The sequence below is a fragment of the Paenibacillus sp. J22R67 genome (assembly GCF_059692175.1).
Genome location: NZ_JCAUAX010000004.1, coordinates 253,685 through 270,152, shown reverse-complemented (window position 1 = coordinate 270,152; position 16,468 = coordinate 253,685). Strand labels below are relative to the sequence as shown.

The following is a 16,468-nucleotide window of genomic DNA, read 5'->3' as shown; positions in this document are numbered from 1 at the left end:
CATCTCTCCTTCCATTAAAAGACTCTATATCCGGTTAATTTGTCTGCCAAGTAATAAGACACAACGATAAAAATGAGAGATACGCATGACTTAAACAGGCCAGCGGCAGTGGAGAGCGCGTATTGCGCCTGTTCAATGCCCAGACGGAACACGAATGTATCCAAAATATCGCCAGTGGAGTAGACCACGGGACTGTACATATTATAGATTTGATCGAAACCGCCATTAAGAATATTGGCAAGACCCAAGACGGTCATCAGTACGACCATAGATGAGATGCCTGGCAAGGTGATGTGCCTGGTCTGCTGCCAGCGGTTTGCGCCGTCAATGACTGCGGCTTCATAAAGTGCAGGGTCTATGCCTGTGAGCGCAGCTAGATAAATGACCGATCCGAATCCAAAAGTCTTCCAGATATCGCTTAAGACCATTGTGGCCGGAAACACATCCGGGTTTCCTAGGAAAAAGATGGGTTCAACGCCAAGCTTGGATAAAACAACATTGACAAAACCTTCGTTCGGTGACAAAAGGTTTAATAAAATGCCGGATAAGATGACCCAAGACAAAAAATGCGGTAAATAGACCAGCGTCTGGAAAATACGCTTGGTAAAATGATTCCTCACTTCGTTGAGCAGCAGAGCAAACCCCACCGGAACAATGACGCCTGCAATCATTTTGCACAATGCGATAATAACCGTATTCCGAATGACCATCCCTATATTCGGCATGGAAAACAACGTAACAAAATTCTGTAAGCCCACCCATTGCTGGTTCCCAAACATCCCTTTCGCCGGAATGAACTTTTGAAAAGCGATGATTACGCCGGCCATTGAGCCATAACTGAAAATGGCTACCAGAACGACCGCCGGGAGCAGCATGAGATATAAGGGCAGTTCTCTTAACATCTTGTCTTTTCGTTTCAGACTCGCAAACACTGCTTCACCACCGCCTGTCAATGATTTGGAGCAAGAGGCCCAACCCTATTTCATATCTGCGGCGAGATAACATCCGCTGCAGCCACCTACGAATTTATTTGGCCGGGTAAATTTTATCAAGTTCATCAATTGACTTTTGGCCGCCTGCCTTCAACCACTGCTGCACAAAGGTATCGAAATAATCGACTGGCTTAGCCCCTGTTATGATATCCGTAAAAGTCGTTATGGTAAGGGTATCCAATGATGAAACGTTCGTTAACCATACGTCTGGCCTTTGAATACCTAGGATACTCTGAACGATCGCTTTGTCGGGCACGTACTTGTTCAATACGATGGGCAAAGAGCCTGACTTTGACATTTGACCCCAGGTACCGAAGGCGTTGTCATCTTTGGCAAGCGTTCCGTTCTCAAAGCCGGCAATATAGTCATATAAGGGCTTTGCGGCTGGAGGGAGACTTTCAGATGACCCTTTATCCATAGCTTTCAGCAAATCAGCTGCGTAAACCTCACCTGGTTGATCGATGTAAATTGGCGATAGTCGATATTGCTCATTAGCCCAGTATTTATCGTAGACATCCTTTGTTGAATAGTTAACGGTCTCATCGTACAGATTTAGCATCTTAATGACGGCTTCGGGGTTTTTGTAATCTTTCTTCACCATCGTCATCTGGCCAACAGCGTTACTCTCGATACCAATCTTGTATTCGTAACCGGACTGTGTGGGGATAGGGTATGGACGTACGATAACACCGTCTTTTTTATAAACATTATTGTAGGGATACCAGGTGCCCCAGTTGCTGCCGAAAGCCATACCAATCTTACCGCTAGTTATATCTTCTACGAGTGCTGACTCACTTTTGGAGGTAAAATCCTTATTGATAAGTCCTTGTTTATACATATCTGCCAATACTGAAAGTGCCGGTTTCATGTTTGGCTGAATCCATGCAAACGTCATTTTGCCATTCTGGTCACGATAAAACATGCTCTCATCGCGACCAGGAACGCCAAACGCGGAAACCAAACCAAGAATGCTGGCATGATTTTGCCTGATGAGATCCTTGTTCAGGGCAAGCCCAATCGTGTCGCCATTCTTACCATTTCCATCCGGATCTTCGGTAGCGAACTTCTTAGCAAGAGCAACAAGTTCTTCTACGGTCTTCGGCGGCTGAGAGTTTGTTCGCTTGAGCCAATCTTCACGTATCCAGATAAATGGCGCCTCGTGGAAGTTGTCGTTCATACGCGGTATGGCGTAAAGTTTGCCGTCTATCGTAGCTCCCTGAAAAGAATCAGCAAATCTCTTCTGATATTCCTTGATTGAATCCGTTGCGTATTTGTTATAAACCTCGGTGAGATCTGCAAGCTGCCCATTCTGTGCCAGTTGAAGAAATACGTTTGGATCCTGTGTTTTGAATACATCCGGCAGATCGCCTGAAGCAATGATGGCATTCAGTTTATTTTTGTATGCGTCAGTACTGCTGTCAGCCGTGAAGGCAACCTGAAGATCAATATTGAGCTTATCCTTAAACAAGCGGCTCCAACGGTTGTCTTCCCAGGTTTCTTTGTCAAGGAGCTTGGAAGCTGCTGCTGTTTGAACAGCCCAAGTCATCGTGACTGGCTTCTGATATTTTCCATCGGGGCCAATATTTTCTGAGGGATTGATAGTGCTCTCTGCATCAGACCCTGTGGTAGCGGTTTCACAAGCTGAAATAGTAAAAACCGTAAGTAGGGCCACCAATGCATGCGGTAGAACTCTTTTGATTTTCAGCTCTTTCACGTGTAATTCCTCCTGTATTTGGATTGATGAAAATGAAGACAACACCTGCATAAAGTCACTTCCGAAGTTACACTACCATAAACACGTGTTTATTTAGGGGTGAAATCAACCCTGAAATCGTCAAAAAGCGACTGAACGCGCGTTTATTTTTGATTAAAAAATTTTAAAACCTCTCACTTACCATTTTCACGCTTAATTGTGCATCCATTCTGTGAATGCGTGTTTATGGACTCATCATACACAACCGATAAAAGTGCTGTCAACCTTTAATTTCTATACATTTCCAAATAAAAATAAACAACTCTCATAATCTCCATTGTCTAAACACGCGTTTATGATATAATTACCAAACAGAATACTATTCACTCATTGTTGATCACAAGGAGGTATTATGCAGAAAAACGACGCAAGCTTCACCCCCATCTTTGATGGGAAAACGCTTATAGGATGGCATTTCGTTCCTCGCTTGCCTGTTCCTCTTGCTCCCGGCGAACCTGGCCCTGATACGACCACCGAGAAATACCAACACGCAGCGCAGACATGCGGAAAATGGACCATTGAAGATGGCGCTATTACAGGACGGCAAGATCCCCCTGGATCCGGTTATGGCGGCTACCTGCTTAGCGATGGGGTTTACGGGGATTTTGAATTGATCTTCGAGGCGTGCCCCGATTGGCCAGCGGATACCGGCATCTTGGTGCGTGCCTCAGCCCTTGGTTCTCAAGGATTCCAAATCCTTCTGGATCACCGCCGCTCGGGTAATATAGGTGGTATTTATGGCAATGGGATCGGTGGCTTCCATGGCATTTCTTTCACCCTTGATGCGAAATACGATGAACATGGAAATCCCGTAGGGCTGCGACTGGAAGACCCCTCGACAACCATTGAACCTCTTACACCCGACAAACCCGCACTACTTGATTATGCGGCGGATGGGGAGCAGTTCCTGTCCATATGGAAATGGAACGATTGGAATGAATTCAAGATTCGTGTTGAAGGGCAGTCTCCGCGAATCACCGTCCATATTAACGGCATGAAAATATCTGAAATGGATACAGAAAATCTAAAGCACCCCTTATATGATGCAGCAAAGGTCCGGGAACTACTTGGCTCGAAAGGACATATCGCATTTGAAATTCATGACAACGATCCCAGGATGGGAGATGCACGTTGGGCACCACATGCTGCCTGCAGGTGGCGCAATATTCGAATTTGGGAGCTTAGTCGACCGGGGAACAAAACTTAAATTCTTCTACATGATTCTCTTACGACCAGACTACAATCAACCGTGATCTCTTTGATATCCGAAGTCTTTTGTTCAATTTTTGTGATTAAATAGGAGGTCATGCGTTTCAACATGTCACTAAAATCAACACGAATGGTCGTCAAGGCGGGATGATGTTTTTCACTCAAGGCATGATCATCGAACCCAATGATGGATAGGTCCTCGGGAACGCGCAGCTTGTGCTCTTTAAGCGCCCGAATTGCACCAAATGCTACACTGTCATTCGCTGCTATGATCGCTGTTGGCAGTTCTGCTTCCTGACTGATTAGTTTCTGTATGGCCATATAACCGCTGCTCTCGTGAAAATCGCCATCTAGAACCCAGTTTGGATTCACCTGTAAGCCGCACATGCGCATCGCTGTTTGGTAGCCCTCATATTTGGTCTGGCCAGATAGACGATTCATGTTCCCATTGATGACACCTATGCTAGAATGGCCAAGTCCTGCCAAATACGCTACGGCCTGTTTCATGCCCGAATCATTATTAAATTTGGATACGATCCGATTGGGTTCAGGATGCTCCGAAAGCGATTGGTCAACAATGCCAATCACAAATCCTTCATCGATCAGTTCTTCAATGAACGGCTCATGAATGGCGGCGCCGATAAAGATGCCTCCATCGATTCTACGCTGAAAGAAGATCTCTTTTACATTTTTGATCATTTCAGTATCCTTGGCATCACGAATAATGTGTGTAAGCACATAATAGCCGTGCTCGGAAGCATGTTCTATAACACTAACGATGAGCATATTTGTTAGCATATCGCCGGATACATTCCCTTGCTCAATGAGAAACAGACCAATTGTACGTGCTCGCTTCCCCGCAAGGACCTGAGCAGACACATTAGGGAAATAATTGTATTGTTGGATCACTTTCAGTACTTTCTCGCGCGTTTCAGCAGGTACATTGGAATAATTGTTGATGACCCTGCTTACCGTGCTCCTGGAAACCCCGGCAAGCCGAGCAATCTCTGTGCTATTGATATCTGTTTTTTTCATGTTGCTCATCCTCTTTCGTGAACGCGTGTTTACGCACATCATACACATGCCTAGAAATCGTTGTCAATGTTTTTTATCACATGATTAGCTTTAACATCGCGGTATAATAAATTATATGTTTACAAAGGATGGGATACCGATGCGTCTTGGCGGTCAAGTATTTCTTAATGAGAAGAACCCGGAGAATTGGGCGCTTGCCCTCAAGGAAGCTGGCTTTCGCGCAACAACTTGCCCGATTCATGGTGAGGAGGATATCAGTGAGCTTGACGATTATCTGACACTCGCCGAGCGATATGACATCCTCATCTCCGAAGTCGGCGCCTGGAGCAATCCAATCAGTCGGAATGAAGAAACGAGACGGAAAGCCATCGCCTACTGCATCAAAAGGCTGGAGCTTGCAGAACGGATCGGAGCACAATGCTGCGTCAATATAGCTGGTTCCCGAGGGGAGCAATGGGACGGGCCGGATCCCGACAATTTTAGTGACGATACTTTTGAGTTGATTGTGGAGACAACCCGCGAAATCATAGACGCTGTTAAGCCTAAGCGTACCGTTTTTGCATTAGAGATGATGCCTTGGATTTTCCCGGATTCCGCAGATTCTTACCTTTCTTTAGTCGAGGCTATAGACCGTCAAGGTTTTGGCGTACACTTCGATCCTGTGAACATCATCACCAGTCCCCGTGTTTATTATCGCAATGGCGACATGATACGAGATTTTTTCGCGAAACTCGGACCCTATATTCGAAACTGCCATGCCAAAGATATTCTTCTGAGAGGCAAGTTAACCGTCCATTTGGATGAGGTGATACCTGGTCAGGGTTATCTGGATTATCGGACCTTCCTCACAGAACTTAACAAGCTTCATCCCGATACTACGCTCATTATTGAACATCTTTCGAGCAATGAAGCCTATCGCGAAGCTAGTGGGTACATCGCCAGAATTGCCTCGGAGCTCAAAATTCCTATGTAGAAATATCACCTAAATAAATTAAGGGCTGTCCCCAATCGGGAACAGCCCAATATTAGCAAGCAAATTTTTTCTCAATTGTATGCAATCATGACTTGCTTAAGCTCTTAAACCTTTTTACCTGCTCGGTAATGGCAATCTCGGTAGGCAAGCGTTCCACACTGGAGGCTCCGAAGAAGCCGGCTATCCCGTTGGTTTTACCGAGCACATACTCAACATCCTTAGGTTCAGAGATCGGTCCACCGTGACATATGACCAAAATATCCGGATTGATAGACTTACCGGCATCATATATACGTTGGACAAGGTCCGCTGATTCATCAAGCGAAAGCGCGGTCTTTGCTCCAATGCTCCCCTTCGTAGTTAGACCAACATGTGCCACAAGCACATCCGCTCCTGCCTTCGCCATTTGAATCGCATCGTCCTCATTGAAAACATAAGGAGTTGTCAATAAACCCAATTCATGAGCTTTACGAATCATCTCAACCTCCAGATGATAGCCCATCCCCGTTTCCTCCAGGTTTTGCCTGAAGGTTCCGTCTATCAAGCCTACAGTAGGAAAGTTTTGCACACCTGAGAAACCCATTTCTTTCAGCTGCCTCAGATATACATCCATCAAACGGAAGGGATCTGTACCGCATACCCCTGCCAATACCGGCGTATCTTTCACAATAGGTAAAACCTCACCGCCCATATCCATAACAATTTGATTGGCATCTCCATATGGCATTAATCCTGCTAATGATCCCCTACCAGCCATCCGATAACGTCCAGAATTATAAATAATAATCAGATCGACGCCACCCTCTTCCGCACACTTCGCCGATAACCCCGTTCCTGCTCCAGCCCCTACAATGAAACGCCCCTGCTCTACTTGCGACCGCAATCTATTTAATATTTCCTGTCTTTGTATCGCCATGGTCTTCTTACCCTCTCTTATTCAGTTCTAATAGCTTAAGCAAGCTCTCCGCAATTACATCTGCTACTGCCGGATCGTTAATATCTTCCTCCATATCAATCATTGGAATATTCGATCTGAGATGCTGTTTAATTCCTTCATACAAAGCTTGACGCTCTTCCTTGCCATAAAAAGGTTTATTATCCATATCTAGCAATGAGACACCAGACTTAGGGAATACGACAATGGTTGGAGCCGTGCCCGCGTTCAGTTTAGTGGCTAATACTCGGCCCAATTCTCTGTTCTCAGATACGGTTGTTCTCATCAATGTCGTTGTTGGATTATGCTGGTAAAAGCTTCGCTCCTTGAATTGTGTCGGTACGGTCTCCGGTGGACCGAAATTGACCATATCAAGGGCTCCTACCGAAACAACCTGCGGAATACCTGATCTTCCCGCTGCTTCCAGACGGTTCGGCCCAGCATCGAATATCCCGCCAACCAAATGATCTGCCAACTCCGTGGTCGTAATATCCGCAACGCCTTTGATATAACCCGCCTTAATTAACTCCTCCATCGCTAATCCACCAGTTCCAGTAGCATGGAATACAAGCAGATCGTATCCATTTTTCTCCAGGATTTCTCTTACACGTGTCGCGCATGGGGTCGTCACGCCGAACATCGTAATGCCGAGCGTAACTTTATCTTCCACTGATTCCGGTTCCGTCTCCATGAATGCGATCATGCCGGCCAACGCATGAGCTGCATTGCTCAGTATTCGACGGGATAACTGATTAATCCCGGCTATATCGACGACGGAGTACATCATCGTAACATCTTTGACGCCTATATAGGGCTTCGTATTACCCGAGGCAACTGTGGATACCATTAGTTTAGGAACCCCAATGGGTAATTCCTGTAGGGCTGTTGCCGCCACTGTCGTGCCTGCCGTCCCCCCCATTCCAAAGGCTGCGCCTACAATCCCCTGCTTCTGGAGACCGATAACGATTTCAGCAGCACCCCGAGTCATAACAGCTACAGCAGTTCCTCTATCTTGAGTACTTCGCAATTCCTCAATGCTCGAGCCGCCAGCTCTTGCAACCTCATCGGCGGATACATCGGGTTGAAATAACGGATTGCCGAGTACACCCGTATCTACAATGAACGTTTCCACCCCGCAAGCTTCCACTTTTTCTTTTACATATAGAAACTCCTGACCTTTCGTATCCAAGGCTCCGATTAGAACTGCCTTTTTAGTCATCGTTACCAGCACCTCCAGGACCTGATTTTCAGTTCAATCCATTTTTCATAAAAGCGTAGCAGTCCTTCATGCCCTCAATCACGTTGCCGCCGCTTTCCTCATCTGCAGAAATCCATCCTGTATAGCGAATTTCACGAATAGCTTCGAAAATGTCTCCAAAATCAATTGAGCCTTGACCGAGCACTCTCCATTCACCTTGATCAAAATCCTTAAGATGAAAGTTATCGATGACGTGTCCAAAGCTGCGTATGATTTCTGCCGCATCTGTAATGCCTGATTTCACCAAATGAGCAGTATCCACAGTAAGACCAATGGAATTTTCCTTAATTTGATTAAAAAAGATGTCAAAATCATCACGATGCATAACGGGATTATTAAAATGATGGTGAAGGGAAAGCTTCAGCCCCTCCTGCTGTGCTTCAAGTCCCAAATCCGATAACACGTCCGCATATCTACGAATGTCATCTGGGGTCACACTCTCTCTAGGAATCCCATGGCAGTATACAATACGTTCCGTACCGATTGCCGAAGCGAAACGAAACACATGACGCAGCTTCTCTGTACTGGCATCATTCAAATTTCCGCCTGTTATTAATGCTGAACCAATGCCTGGAAAATCACCCCAAGCTTCTATGAATTTTTCCGGATTGGTTAGAAAAGGCGCATATTGTGATTCCTTTAATTGAAGCCCATCATAGCCAACCGCTCTATACCGTTCAAAAAGTAACGTCTGTTCCTCCGTCGTGGAGGTAGGTCTTGAAAATGCTAATTTTATCGTCATATCTATTCTCCTTTTGGTCATGTCTCATCAGTTCAATTGATCATTATGCCTTCTACGAGCAGCTTTAGTGCCCCAAGGGCTCCAAGTAAAAGAACAAGCCGCTGAAAATAAACCTGCGGAATTAAAGGCAGCAGCTTGATACCAACATAGGCTCCAATTGCAATTAAAGGAAGGGTCCAAATATGAATCAGGAGAGAATCGGACTTTATCATTCCCAGATGGATGAAAAAGGGTACTTTCACGAGGTTCACGAGTAGAAAAAACCATGCACCTGTGCCTATAAATTCTTGTTTAGGTACTTGTTTAGCAAATAAGTAGATGGCTATGATAGCGCCGGAAACATTGCCAATCGTCGTTGCAAAGCCAGCAAGTATACCCATTGATGCAATGAACCATATGGAAGAAGTATATTTGGAATCAAACCTTGTGCCCATGCTGTCCCTTAGGACTTGAAGAAGGATTAATCCGCATATAAGCGTACCCAAGAGAAGCTTCAATTGATCATTATCAACCTTTAGTAATACGAAATAACCACCTATAACTCCAATAAGCGCCCAAGGCATCAGGTTTATCAAGTGTTTCCATATGACCTTTTTGCGGTAGTAGGCAACTGCTATTAAGTCACCAATAATCAGCATCGGGAGTAAAATACCCACAGACATTTTAGCCGGAAAAATGATCGTCATTAACATCGCATTGAAGATGCCCATCGTTGAAATACCTGTTTTGGCGAATCCGACAAATATACCGACGCAAATGAGAATAATGATTTGCAGATAGCTCAGTTCAAACATTGTTTTACTCCATTAGAAGGAATTATTTCGTACAAGAATAGCCGGAGGGGTTTCTTTATGCCCTCCGGATCAAGTGATTGTTGGTTATTCCCCTATCGTCTGGCGGTCAGGAGCCGAATAGGCAATAATCATGCGGCACGGCTCCCAACTTGTGGTTGTTGCATTATGAGGTACATTACGTGGGATACGCAGCATCATGCCAGGCTCCAAATGAAAGGTTTCATCACCAAGTGTATGATCGCACTCTCCGGAAAGAATGAAAATGACTTCTTCACAATTAGGGTGTACGTGTCTTGGATTGGAGTCCCCAGCATGAATATAGACCATGCCGAAGGTCATTTCGCTCGCTGGATCAATCTCCTGGCCGCAAAGCCACTGAATTTTACCCCAACTTTCGTTCAATACACGTGATTCATCCTGTTTTCTCAAATCTGTTATAGTAGCCATTCGCTCATTCTCCTTTGGTTGGTTTACTTAGCTGCCATCCGCTCTTTATAGCTTGCATTCATTTCCTGTATAATCTTCTGATAGTTGGCATCTGCCTTTAGACCTGCAACAAATTTATCCCAGTCATCTATACTTACCTTGCCCATAACAACCTGTGTCTTCATGTCATTAATCTTCTTGGTATAATCGGCTCCGAGCTTTGTATTCGATTCGGAGTACAAACCGATCTCAACTCTTGGTGTGCTGATTTTCGCTTTGGCATCGATAATTTTTTTGTTCCTTTCGAATATTTCCTTCGGCATGCCCGGTGCATAGGCATACATATAGGGGTCATGCTTCATAAACAGCTTGCCCATTGCTCCGGGACCTAGGCTATCTTTAACCGCTTGTTCATTCGTTACATAAAATCCGTCTTCTTTTTTAAAGTGTGTACCTTCAATGCCATAATTGGATAGAATATGCCCTTCATCGGAAGCACCGAAATCAAGAAGCGATAAAATTTTTCGCATTTTCGCTTCCGGAACACTCTTTGGAATCGCATAAACACCGATAAATCCACTATTTTGCTGTTGGAAGGGTCCTTTATTCGCTTCTAACGAAACGATAGGTTCCCAATTCACCTTCGGATTTCTCTTCCATTGATCGAATTGCCAGCGCCACATGGCCTCGATCGTTTCCGTTGTTATGCCGGATTTGCCGCTTGTCGCCAAATCCGTAATATCATTACTTTTCATTACGGCGAAATCCGCCGGAATCAGCTTTTCGTCATACAGCTTTTTCTTATAAAGCAGCGCTTCTCTCATCTCGGGCTCTAATGTAATGTCAACGAGGTTTCCATTCACAGGTTTCCATTTGCTGCTGGCTCCTGCAAAAATAAATTCGATTTGATCATTTGTGCGCATGGTATAGCCAACGGGGTTATTCGTTCCATCAGGATCCTTCTCTTTAAAAACCTTCATTGTGTTGTACAACTCATCTAAGGTGGTAGGCATCTTTAATCCGAGTTTATCCAACCAATCCCGGCGAATATAAAAGGTAGTCCCACCCTCCAGGGGACGCACAATTGGCACTACATAATTTTTGCTGCCAATTTTTGTATTGTCCCAAATCGCCTTAGGGGAATCCAATAAATTCTTGTAATCCTTCAGATATGGCGTTAAGTCCCAGAATGCACCTTGTTTAACCATCGTTTGGAACTGAGGAACGGTCGAATCTGGAAGTCTGATCGCGTCCGGAAGGGCGCCTGAGGCCAACAGTACGTTTAACTTGTCATCAAATACCGGATCTGAAACCCATGTAATGTTAAGTTTTGTATTCGTCTTCTTTTCGAACTCTTTTAAAACTGGATTATCTGTCCCTGGTGGCTGAGTAATAGAGAAATTCGCAAAAATATTGAGAGGCACAGGCGCAGACTCAACCTTGGCTTCCCCCGGACTCGTACCTGCTGGATTATTGTCAGAACATGCTGCCGTCAATACCGCGAAAATGGATAACATAGCGATAAGAGCACTCTTTTTCTGAGCTTTCCTCATGCCTAAACCCCCTTAATAAATATGAACTTGGGTTAGCCCTTGACTGAACCTAGCATGACACCTTTGGCAAAATGCTTTTGTAGAAACGGATATACGGCCAAAATAGGAACCGTTGCAATAACAACTGCCGCCATCTTAAGCGTTTGGGTCGGAAGTTGATTCTCGGACATCATTTCTACTGCCGCAGCCCCACCTGTCGTTGTATCCGATTCAATTAACATGTTCCTAAGCACAACTTGCAAAGGTACTTTTGTAAAATCATTGATATACAAAATAGCATTGAAGAACGTATTCCAGTAACCCACTGCATAGAACAAGCCGAAAGCAGCCAAGGCCGGGGCCGAAAGAGGAAGCACAATACGAAAAAATGTCCCCAGGTCCGTGCAGCCGTCAATCATAGCCGCATCTTCCAGCTCCGCTGGAATACTGTCAAAAAAGCTTTTCATCAGAATGACATTCCATCCGCTAACCAGCACTGGAATAATAAGCGACCAAATGCTATTGATTAAGCCAAAATCACGGACAACCATATAGTTTGGAATAATGCCGGGATTGAACAAGATGGTCAATAAAACCATCATCATCATTATTTTTCTGCCTCTTAGTCTCTTCCGGGACATCCCAAACGCCATTGCAGCTGTACAGATTAAACTTAAACCGGTTCCGACGGTTGCGAGAAAGGTGCTGTTCAACATTGCGTCTTTAAAGGCATCCGTATTTAATAAATATCTGTATGATACAAGCGACCAGTTCTGGGGAAACAAGACGAAACCGTTTTTCATCAAGTATTCATGAGGTTCGGTGAAAGAAATGACAAACACATAATACAGAGGAAATAAGGTAACGAGTCCAATTACAACTAGTAAGATCGTATTCAAGCCATTAAACAATCGGCCTCCCAAGCTTACTTTCATCAATAGACACCTTCCTCACCAATCCGTTTGGCCATCTTGTTTGCCAAGACAACGAGCGCAAGACCTACCACTGATTTGAATAAGCCAACGGCCGTACTGTAACTGAATTGTCCGCTCTGGATGCCGTTACGATATACATACGTTTCAAAAACATCCGCATACTTGGCGACGGCTCCGTTATTCATCAGGAATACTTGCTCGAATCCAACGTCCATAATATGTCCGAGTCTTAAGATGAGTAGAACGAGAATGACACTTCGGATTCCCGGTAGTGTTACATGCCAGGCTTGCAGCCATCTGTTAGCACCGTCTATTTTGGCAGCTTCGTATAGCTGCGTATCCACTCCTGTAATCGCTGCCAAAATGATAATGGTTCCCCAACCCGTTTCTTTCCAGATGTTCTGTGCAACGAGCATTCCCCAGAATGTATCCGTATTTGTCAGAAAATCATATTTGTGAAAACCCAAGGATTCTATCATCATGTTGACGATGCCGTTCGACTGAGACAAGAGCAGAAAAGAAATTCCTACAATAATGACCCAGGACAGGAAATGCGGCAGGTATACGATCGATTGAATGATTCTTTTGAAAAATTGATTGTTCACCTCGTTCAGCAACAATGACAGTACAATTGGCAGAGGAAAGAAAAATAGCAAATTTAATAAGCTAATGACCATCGTATTTCGAAAGAGAAGATAGAAATCAGGATTGGAGAAAAACCTTACAAAGTGTTCTAATCCTACCCACTCACTCTTCCAAACACCCGCATATGGCGAATAGTCTTGAAAAGCAATAACGATCCCCCACATGGGAAGGTATTTGAAAATAATAAAGAAGAGCACACCAGGTAAAACCAATAGATAAAGGTATCTATCGCGTTTAATATCTAACATATAAGGCCGTGATTTCTTTTTGGTATCCACACCAACGGATGTTTGCAAAGAGGAGGATTGTGTAGTCATATTCATTACTTTAAATGAACGATGCGCTGTTCTTCAGCGGATACATAGGCAGCATCCAGAAGCGAAACCGTTTTCAAATTATCTTGAGAACTATTCGGTGCTTCCGCGCCAGTCTCAATGGACGTAAACAGATGATTAATTCCTTCGAAAGTGGCAGTTTCTCTCGATACGTTGTTTTCCCATGTTTGTTCAGGCGTTTTTTCACGTGGACGATACAAATTAACTTTTCCGTCAGATGCAATGATCGTCCCTCTCTCTCCAATAACGATCATTTCCGTTCTGCCTATTGCACTAGAGAAACTTTGGACGTAAGTCACGACTGTGTCGTTCTCGAATACAACTTGAACCGTACCATCGGTTTCCCCGACACAATCTATTGCGGAGGAGGAACGGTTCTGGGCAACAACTGACTTCGCTTCAGAGCCAAGAATTAACCGGAATCCGTCGAACCAGTGAATTCCCATAACAGATAAGGCATGACGGTTTTCTTCCAATCTCCAGCCTGCGTCCTGCCTGAACATGAGATTGGTAAACAAAATGGACGTTACTTTACCAATCCTATCCTCGGCAACAATCCCTTTTACCAGCTCAAAAGGGAAATGGCGCCGGAAATTTTGGTTAATCGAAATCGGTACGCCATGCTTCTTCGCTTTCTCTGTAATTTCTTTTGCTTCAGCCAAAGTATCAGAAAAAGGTTTTTCACAGAAAATGGGGAGCCCTGCTTCAATAATTGGAAATAGAATTTCTTTGCGGATGGAAGTAGGTGTACACACAATAACGGCATCAACACCACTTTTTTGGATAAAGTCGTTTAAATCAGTAAATCGCTGAGGAACCCCATACTTATCAGCTTTGGCATGTAAAGCCTCGGGATTCGGATCACAAAGTGCTGTTACCTCGATTCGTTCAGGATGATCTTTATACCCCACAAAATGCAACTCAGTCACTCCACCAGCGCCAACAATACCAACTTTGTACTTTTTCATTACTCTTCAACCTCCTAATTTGGAATTGAACAACAATAAATGACCAAACCTTCCAACCACTTCTTTTGGGGAAACAACACGGCTTCCAGTTAAATAAAGTTGATTTAAACTCACTTTAATTGTATATAATTCAACTTAGTTGAACAAATTCAGTATACCTTACCGTATAAATTAATGCAATCGCTTTCTTTTAGTTTTTTCAAAATTTCCCAATCACATCTACATAAAGAAAGACCACATACTCTAAAGTAGAATACATAGTCCGTTTTCTCCCAACTTATTGGGACCTATCTTTTTATTTAGGTATCACTTTGCTTCGACTGTGTAAACACAGCTACATATTTCACTTCATCTGTGATTGCCATTAACGAATGTTTCTCAATGGAATCGAAGTAAAGACTATCTCCCGGCTTCAGTGTATACGCCATATTGCCCACTTTGTACCGCATTTCGCCTTCCAGAATGTATATAAATTCTTCACCATTATGGCTGTATTCATTCTTGCTGTCGTTTTCTTCTTTCCGGGTTATGAATAAAAACGGCTGCATCAGCTTTTCTCCACGTTCAACGGCGAAAGCAAAAAACGAATACCCTTTATCCGTCTTCGTCATTCTCGCTTCGCATGTTTCTTTTTTCGTATAAATCGTTCCCGCTTGTTGCTCATCATCCAATAGAATTGATACTTTTGTGCCTAACGCGTCAGCGATTTTAATTAATGTCGATATGGGAGGGATCGTTTTCCCGTTCTCTATTTTCGATAATAAACTTTTTGAGAACCCACAAACATTGGCAATATCCATTAAGTTTCGATTCTGTTCGATCCTGAGCTTTTTGATTTTATTCCCTAGATCCATCATATGGTTGTCCCCTATTTTAATGTCATTCAACTAAGTTTAGTTTAACGAAACTTATCACTTCAGTCAACATGCAAATGTCTAAGTAAACTTAGCATCCATCCATAGATTCTTTCCAAAGAAATTGATCTTTTTCACTCATTGGAGTAAAATTGCCGATAAAGCGCTTCCAATAACTTGAAAAGGATGGAAATTTAATGATGGGATTTGAATATTTACTTCAAGTAATTATTGCCGGCATTTGCGGACTATTTATTGGATATGAACGTAAAAACAGAATGAAAGAAGCTGGCATTAGAACTCATTTTGTTGTTGCTATTGGTGCTTCTTTGATGATACTAGTTTCCAAATATGGCTTTTATGATGAACTAGGACAAACTGGCATAGCACTTGATCCATCAAGAATAGCAGCCCAGGTTGTAAGTGGTGTAGGGTTTTTAGGGGCAGGTATGATCTTTATGCAACGCCATACGGTAAAAGGTCTCACTACAGCAGCAGGGATCTGGACAACGGCAGGCATTGGAATGGCTATCGGGTCTGGGTTATATGTTTTGGGTATAGGTGTTACGGTTCTAATTCTTGTGGCTCAAATTTTGTTACACAGACGTTTCTCTTGGCTAACTACACCTAAATCAGAACATTTAATTATACGTATAATTGACGAAGCAGATTCTTTAGAGAACATGCAAAAAACACTTAAAGAAAAAGATATCCGGATCATAAATTTTCAAAGTGAGAAACTGAGGGGAACCTCAGAAATTCTTTTGGACCTTACGCTTAAGCTACCTGCGGATTTAGACTTCGAACAAATTCTATCCCTATTTCACAACATCCCCTTCGTTAATGCAGTTGAGGTTCAGTAATTACTGGATTCTTGTGGCCACTTCACCATAATATATGAGAAAAACGTCAGGTTTCCTGACGTTCCTGTGATCCACCCTAATTTTCATATGAAAACTCCCAAAGCCCAGCGGAATTCCGACATAGGCTTTACTCAGGGGAACTACAGTCCACTATTTGAAATAAAATAAGCAATTTCCTCTCTAAGCGGAACTACAGGCTCTTATTTGTCCTTAATCGGCA

The 16,468-nt window shown here is 43.7% G+C and carries 16 protein-coding genes; 3 read left to right on the top strand and 13 right to left on the bottom strand.

What is annotated here, in order from left to right; all coding sequences use genetic code 11:
* Nucleotides 1–14: 14 nt before the first annotated feature.
* Nucleotides 15–902, bottom strand: coding sequence for an ABC transporter permease (locus tag AC58VC_RS17490; RefSeq protein WP_497370582.1), 888 nt, complete (start codon nucleotides 900–902; stop codon nucleotides 15–17).
* Nucleotides 903–1,026: 124 nt separating this feature from the next.
* Nucleotides 1,027–2,706 (bottom strand): extracellular solute-binding protein, encoded by a 1,680-nt coding sequence (locus tag AC58VC_RS17485; RefSeq protein WP_497370045.1) that lies wholly within the window; start codon nucleotides 2,704–2,706, stop codon nucleotides 1,027–1,029.
* 391 nt (nucleotides 2,707–3,097) lie between these two features.
* Between AC58VC_RS17485 and AC58VC_RS17480 the strand changes: the two genes are divergently transcribed.
* Nucleotides 3,098–3,952: a 3-keto-disaccharide hydrolase gene (locus tag AC58VC_RS17480; protein WP_497370044.1), complete on the top strand. Its 855-nt coding sequence runs from the start codon at nucleotides 3,098–3,100 to the stop codon at nucleotides 3,950–3,952.
* Here AC58VC_RS17480 and AC58VC_RS17475 read toward each other — a convergent pair.
* Nucleotides 3,949–4,989: a LacI family DNA-binding transcriptional regulator gene (locus tag AC58VC_RS17475; protein WP_497370042.1), complete on the bottom strand. Its 1,041-nt coding sequence runs from the start codon at nucleotides 4,987–4,989 to the stop codon at nucleotides 3,949–3,951. The genes AC58VC_RS17480 and AC58VC_RS17475 overlap by 4 nt on opposite strands.
* Before the next feature lie 115 nt (nucleotides 4,990–5,104).
* On the opposite strand from AC58VC_RS17475, the gene AC58VC_RS17470 reads away from it, so the two are divergent.
* Nucleotides 5,105–5,962, top strand: coding sequence for a sugar phosphate isomerase/epimerase family protein (locus AC58VC_RS17470; protein WP_497370041.1), 858 nt, complete (start codon nucleotides 5,105–5,107; stop codon nucleotides 5,960–5,962).
* An 85-nt stretch (nucleotides 5,963–6,047) separates the two neighbouring features.
* Here the strand turns inward: AC58VC_RS17470 and AC58VC_RS17465 are convergent, their stop codons facing one another.
* From AC58VC_RS17465 to AC58VC_RS17420, 10 genes are all read right to left on the bottom strand, one after another.
* Nucleotides 6,048–6,878 carry a phosphoenolpyruvate hydrolase family protein gene (locus AC58VC_RS17465; RefSeq protein ID WP_497370040.1) on the bottom strand — a complete coding sequence of 277 codons (831 nt, stop codon included), beginning with the start codon at nucleotides 6,876–6,878 and terminating at the stop codon, nucleotides 6,048–6,050.
* Between the two features lie 7 nt (nucleotides 6,879–6,885).
* Complete coding sequence (locus AC58VC_RS17460) at nucleotides 6,886–8,115, bottom strand: Tm-1-like ATP-binding domain-containing protein (protein WP_497370039.1); 1,230 nt, start codon at nucleotides 8,113–8,115, stop codon at nucleotides 6,886–6,888.
* Nucleotides 8,116–8,143: 28 nt separating this feature from the next.
* Complete coding sequence (locus tag AC58VC_RS17455; protein ID WP_497370038.1) at nucleotides 8,144–8,896, bottom strand: sugar phosphate isomerase/epimerase family protein; 753 nt, start codon at nucleotides 8,894–8,896, stop codon at nucleotides 8,144–8,146.
* A gap of 32 nt (nucleotides 8,897–8,928) precedes the next feature.
* Complete coding sequence (locus AC58VC_RS17450; protein WP_497370037.1) at nucleotides 8,929–9,690, bottom strand: sulfite exporter TauE/SafE family protein; 762 nt, start codon at nucleotides 9,688–9,690, stop codon at nucleotides 8,929–8,931.
* Between the two features lie 84 nt (nucleotides 9,691–9,774).
* On the bottom strand, nucleotides 9,775–10,137 hold the full coding sequence (locus tag AC58VC_RS17445; protein ID WP_497370035.1) for a cupin domain-containing protein: 363 nt from the start codon (nucleotides 10,135–10,137) through the stop codon (nucleotides 9,775–9,777).
* Nucleotides 10,138–10,160: 23 nt separating this feature from the next.
* Nucleotides 10,161–11,669 (bottom strand): extracellular solute-binding protein, encoded by a 1,509-nt coding sequence (locus AC58VC_RS17440; RefSeq protein ID WP_497370033.1) that lies wholly within the window; start codon nucleotides 11,667–11,669, stop codon nucleotides 10,161–10,163.
* A gap of 32 nt (nucleotides 11,670–11,701) precedes the next feature.
* Entirely contained in the window at nucleotides 11,702–12,583 is an 882-nt protein-coding gene (locus tag AC58VC_RS17435; RefSeq protein ID WP_497370032.1) for a carbohydrate ABC transporter permease, read from the bottom strand.
* Nucleotides 12,583–13,545, bottom strand: coding sequence for an ABC transporter permease (locus AC58VC_RS17430; RefSeq protein ID WP_497370030.1), 963 nt, complete (start codon nucleotides 13,543–13,545; stop codon nucleotides 12,583–12,585). Before AC58VC_RS17430 ends, AC58VC_RS17435 begins: the two co-directional genes overlap by 1 nt.
* Nucleotides 13,546–13,550: 5 nt before the next feature.
* Complete coding sequence (locus AC58VC_RS17425; protein ID WP_497370028.1) at nucleotides 13,551–14,531, bottom strand: Gfo/Idh/MocA family protein; 981 nt, start codon at nucleotides 14,529–14,531, stop codon at nucleotides 13,551–13,553.
* 299 nt (nucleotides 14,532–14,830) lie between these two features.
* A complete protein-coding gene (locus tag AC58VC_RS17420; protein ID WP_497370027.1) occupies nucleotides 14,831–15,388 on the bottom strand; it encodes a helix-turn-helix domain-containing protein in 558 nt (185 codons plus the stop codon).
* A gap of 194 nt (nucleotides 15,389–15,582) precedes the next feature.
* Between AC58VC_RS17420 and AC58VC_RS17415 the strand changes: the two genes are divergently transcribed.
* The gene (locus tag AC58VC_RS17415; protein WP_497370026.1) at nucleotides 15,583–16,248 is read left to right on the top strand and encodes an MgtC/SapB family protein; all 666 of its coding nucleotides are present in this window, start codon (nucleotides 15,583–15,585) and stop codon (nucleotides 16,246–16,248) included.
* Nucleotides 16,249–16,468: the final 220 nt, after the last annotated feature.

Excerpts from the sequence above, each read along its gene's own strand:
- AC58VC_RS17490 (WP_497370582.1), bottom strand. The coding sequence starts at position 902 with ATGTTAAGAGAACTGCCCTTATATCTCATGCTGCTCCCGGCGGTCGTT.
- AC58VC_RS17480 (WP_497370044.1), top strand. The coding sequence starts at position 3,098 with ATGCAGAAAAACGACGCAAGCTTCACCCCCATCTTTGATGGGAAAACG.
- AC58VC_RS17475 (WP_497370042.1), bottom strand. The coding sequence starts at position 4,989 with ATGAAAAAAACAGATATCAATAGCACAGAGATTGCTCGGCTTGCCGGG.
- AC58VC_RS17470 (WP_497370041.1), top strand. The coding sequence starts at position 5,105 with ATGTTTACAAAGGATGGGATACCGATGCGTCTTGGCGGTCAAGTATTT.
- AC58VC_RS17465 (WP_497370040.1), bottom strand. The coding sequence starts at position 6,878 with ATGGCGATACAAAGACAGGAAATATTAAATAGATTGCGGTCGCAAGTA.
- AC58VC_RS17460 (WP_497370039.1), bottom strand. The coding sequence starts at position 8,115 with ATGACTAAAAAGGCAGTTCTAATCGGAGCCTTGGATACGAAAGGTCAG.
- AC58VC_RS17455 (WP_497370038.1), bottom strand. The coding sequence starts at position 8,896 with ATGACGATAAAATTAGCATTTTCAAGACCTACCTCCACGACGGAGGAA.
- AC58VC_RS17450 (WP_497370037.1), bottom strand. The coding sequence starts at position 9,690 with ATGTTTGAACTGAGCTATCTGCAAATCATTATTCTCATTTGCGTCGGT.
- AC58VC_RS17445 (WP_497370035.1), bottom strand. The coding sequence starts at position 10,137 with ATGGCTACTATAACAGATTTGAGAAAACAGGATGAATCACGTGTATTG.
- AC58VC_RS17440 (WP_497370033.1), bottom strand. The coding sequence starts at position 11,669 with ATGAGGAAAGCTCAGAAAAAGAGTGCTCTTATCGCTATGTTATCCATT.
- AC58VC_RS17435 (WP_497370032.1), bottom strand. The coding sequence starts at position 12,583 with ATGAAAGTAAGCTTGGGAGGCCGATTGTTTAATGGCTTGAATACGATC.
- AC58VC_RS17430 (WP_497370030.1), bottom strand. The coding sequence starts at position 13,545 with ATGACTACACAATCCTCCTCTTTGCAAACATCCGTTGGTGTGGATACC.
- AC58VC_RS17425 (WP_497370028.1), bottom strand. The coding sequence starts at position 14,531 with ATGAAAAAGTACAAAGTTGGTATTGTTGGCGCTGGTGGAGTGACTGAG.
- AC58VC_RS17420 (WP_497370027.1), bottom strand. The coding sequence starts at position 15,388 with ATGATGGATCTAGGGAATAAAATCAAAAAGCTCAGGATCGAACAGAAT.
- AC58VC_RS17415 (WP_497370026.1), top strand. The coding sequence starts at position 15,583 with ATGATGGGATTTGAATATTTACTTCAAGTAATTATTGCCGGCATTTGC.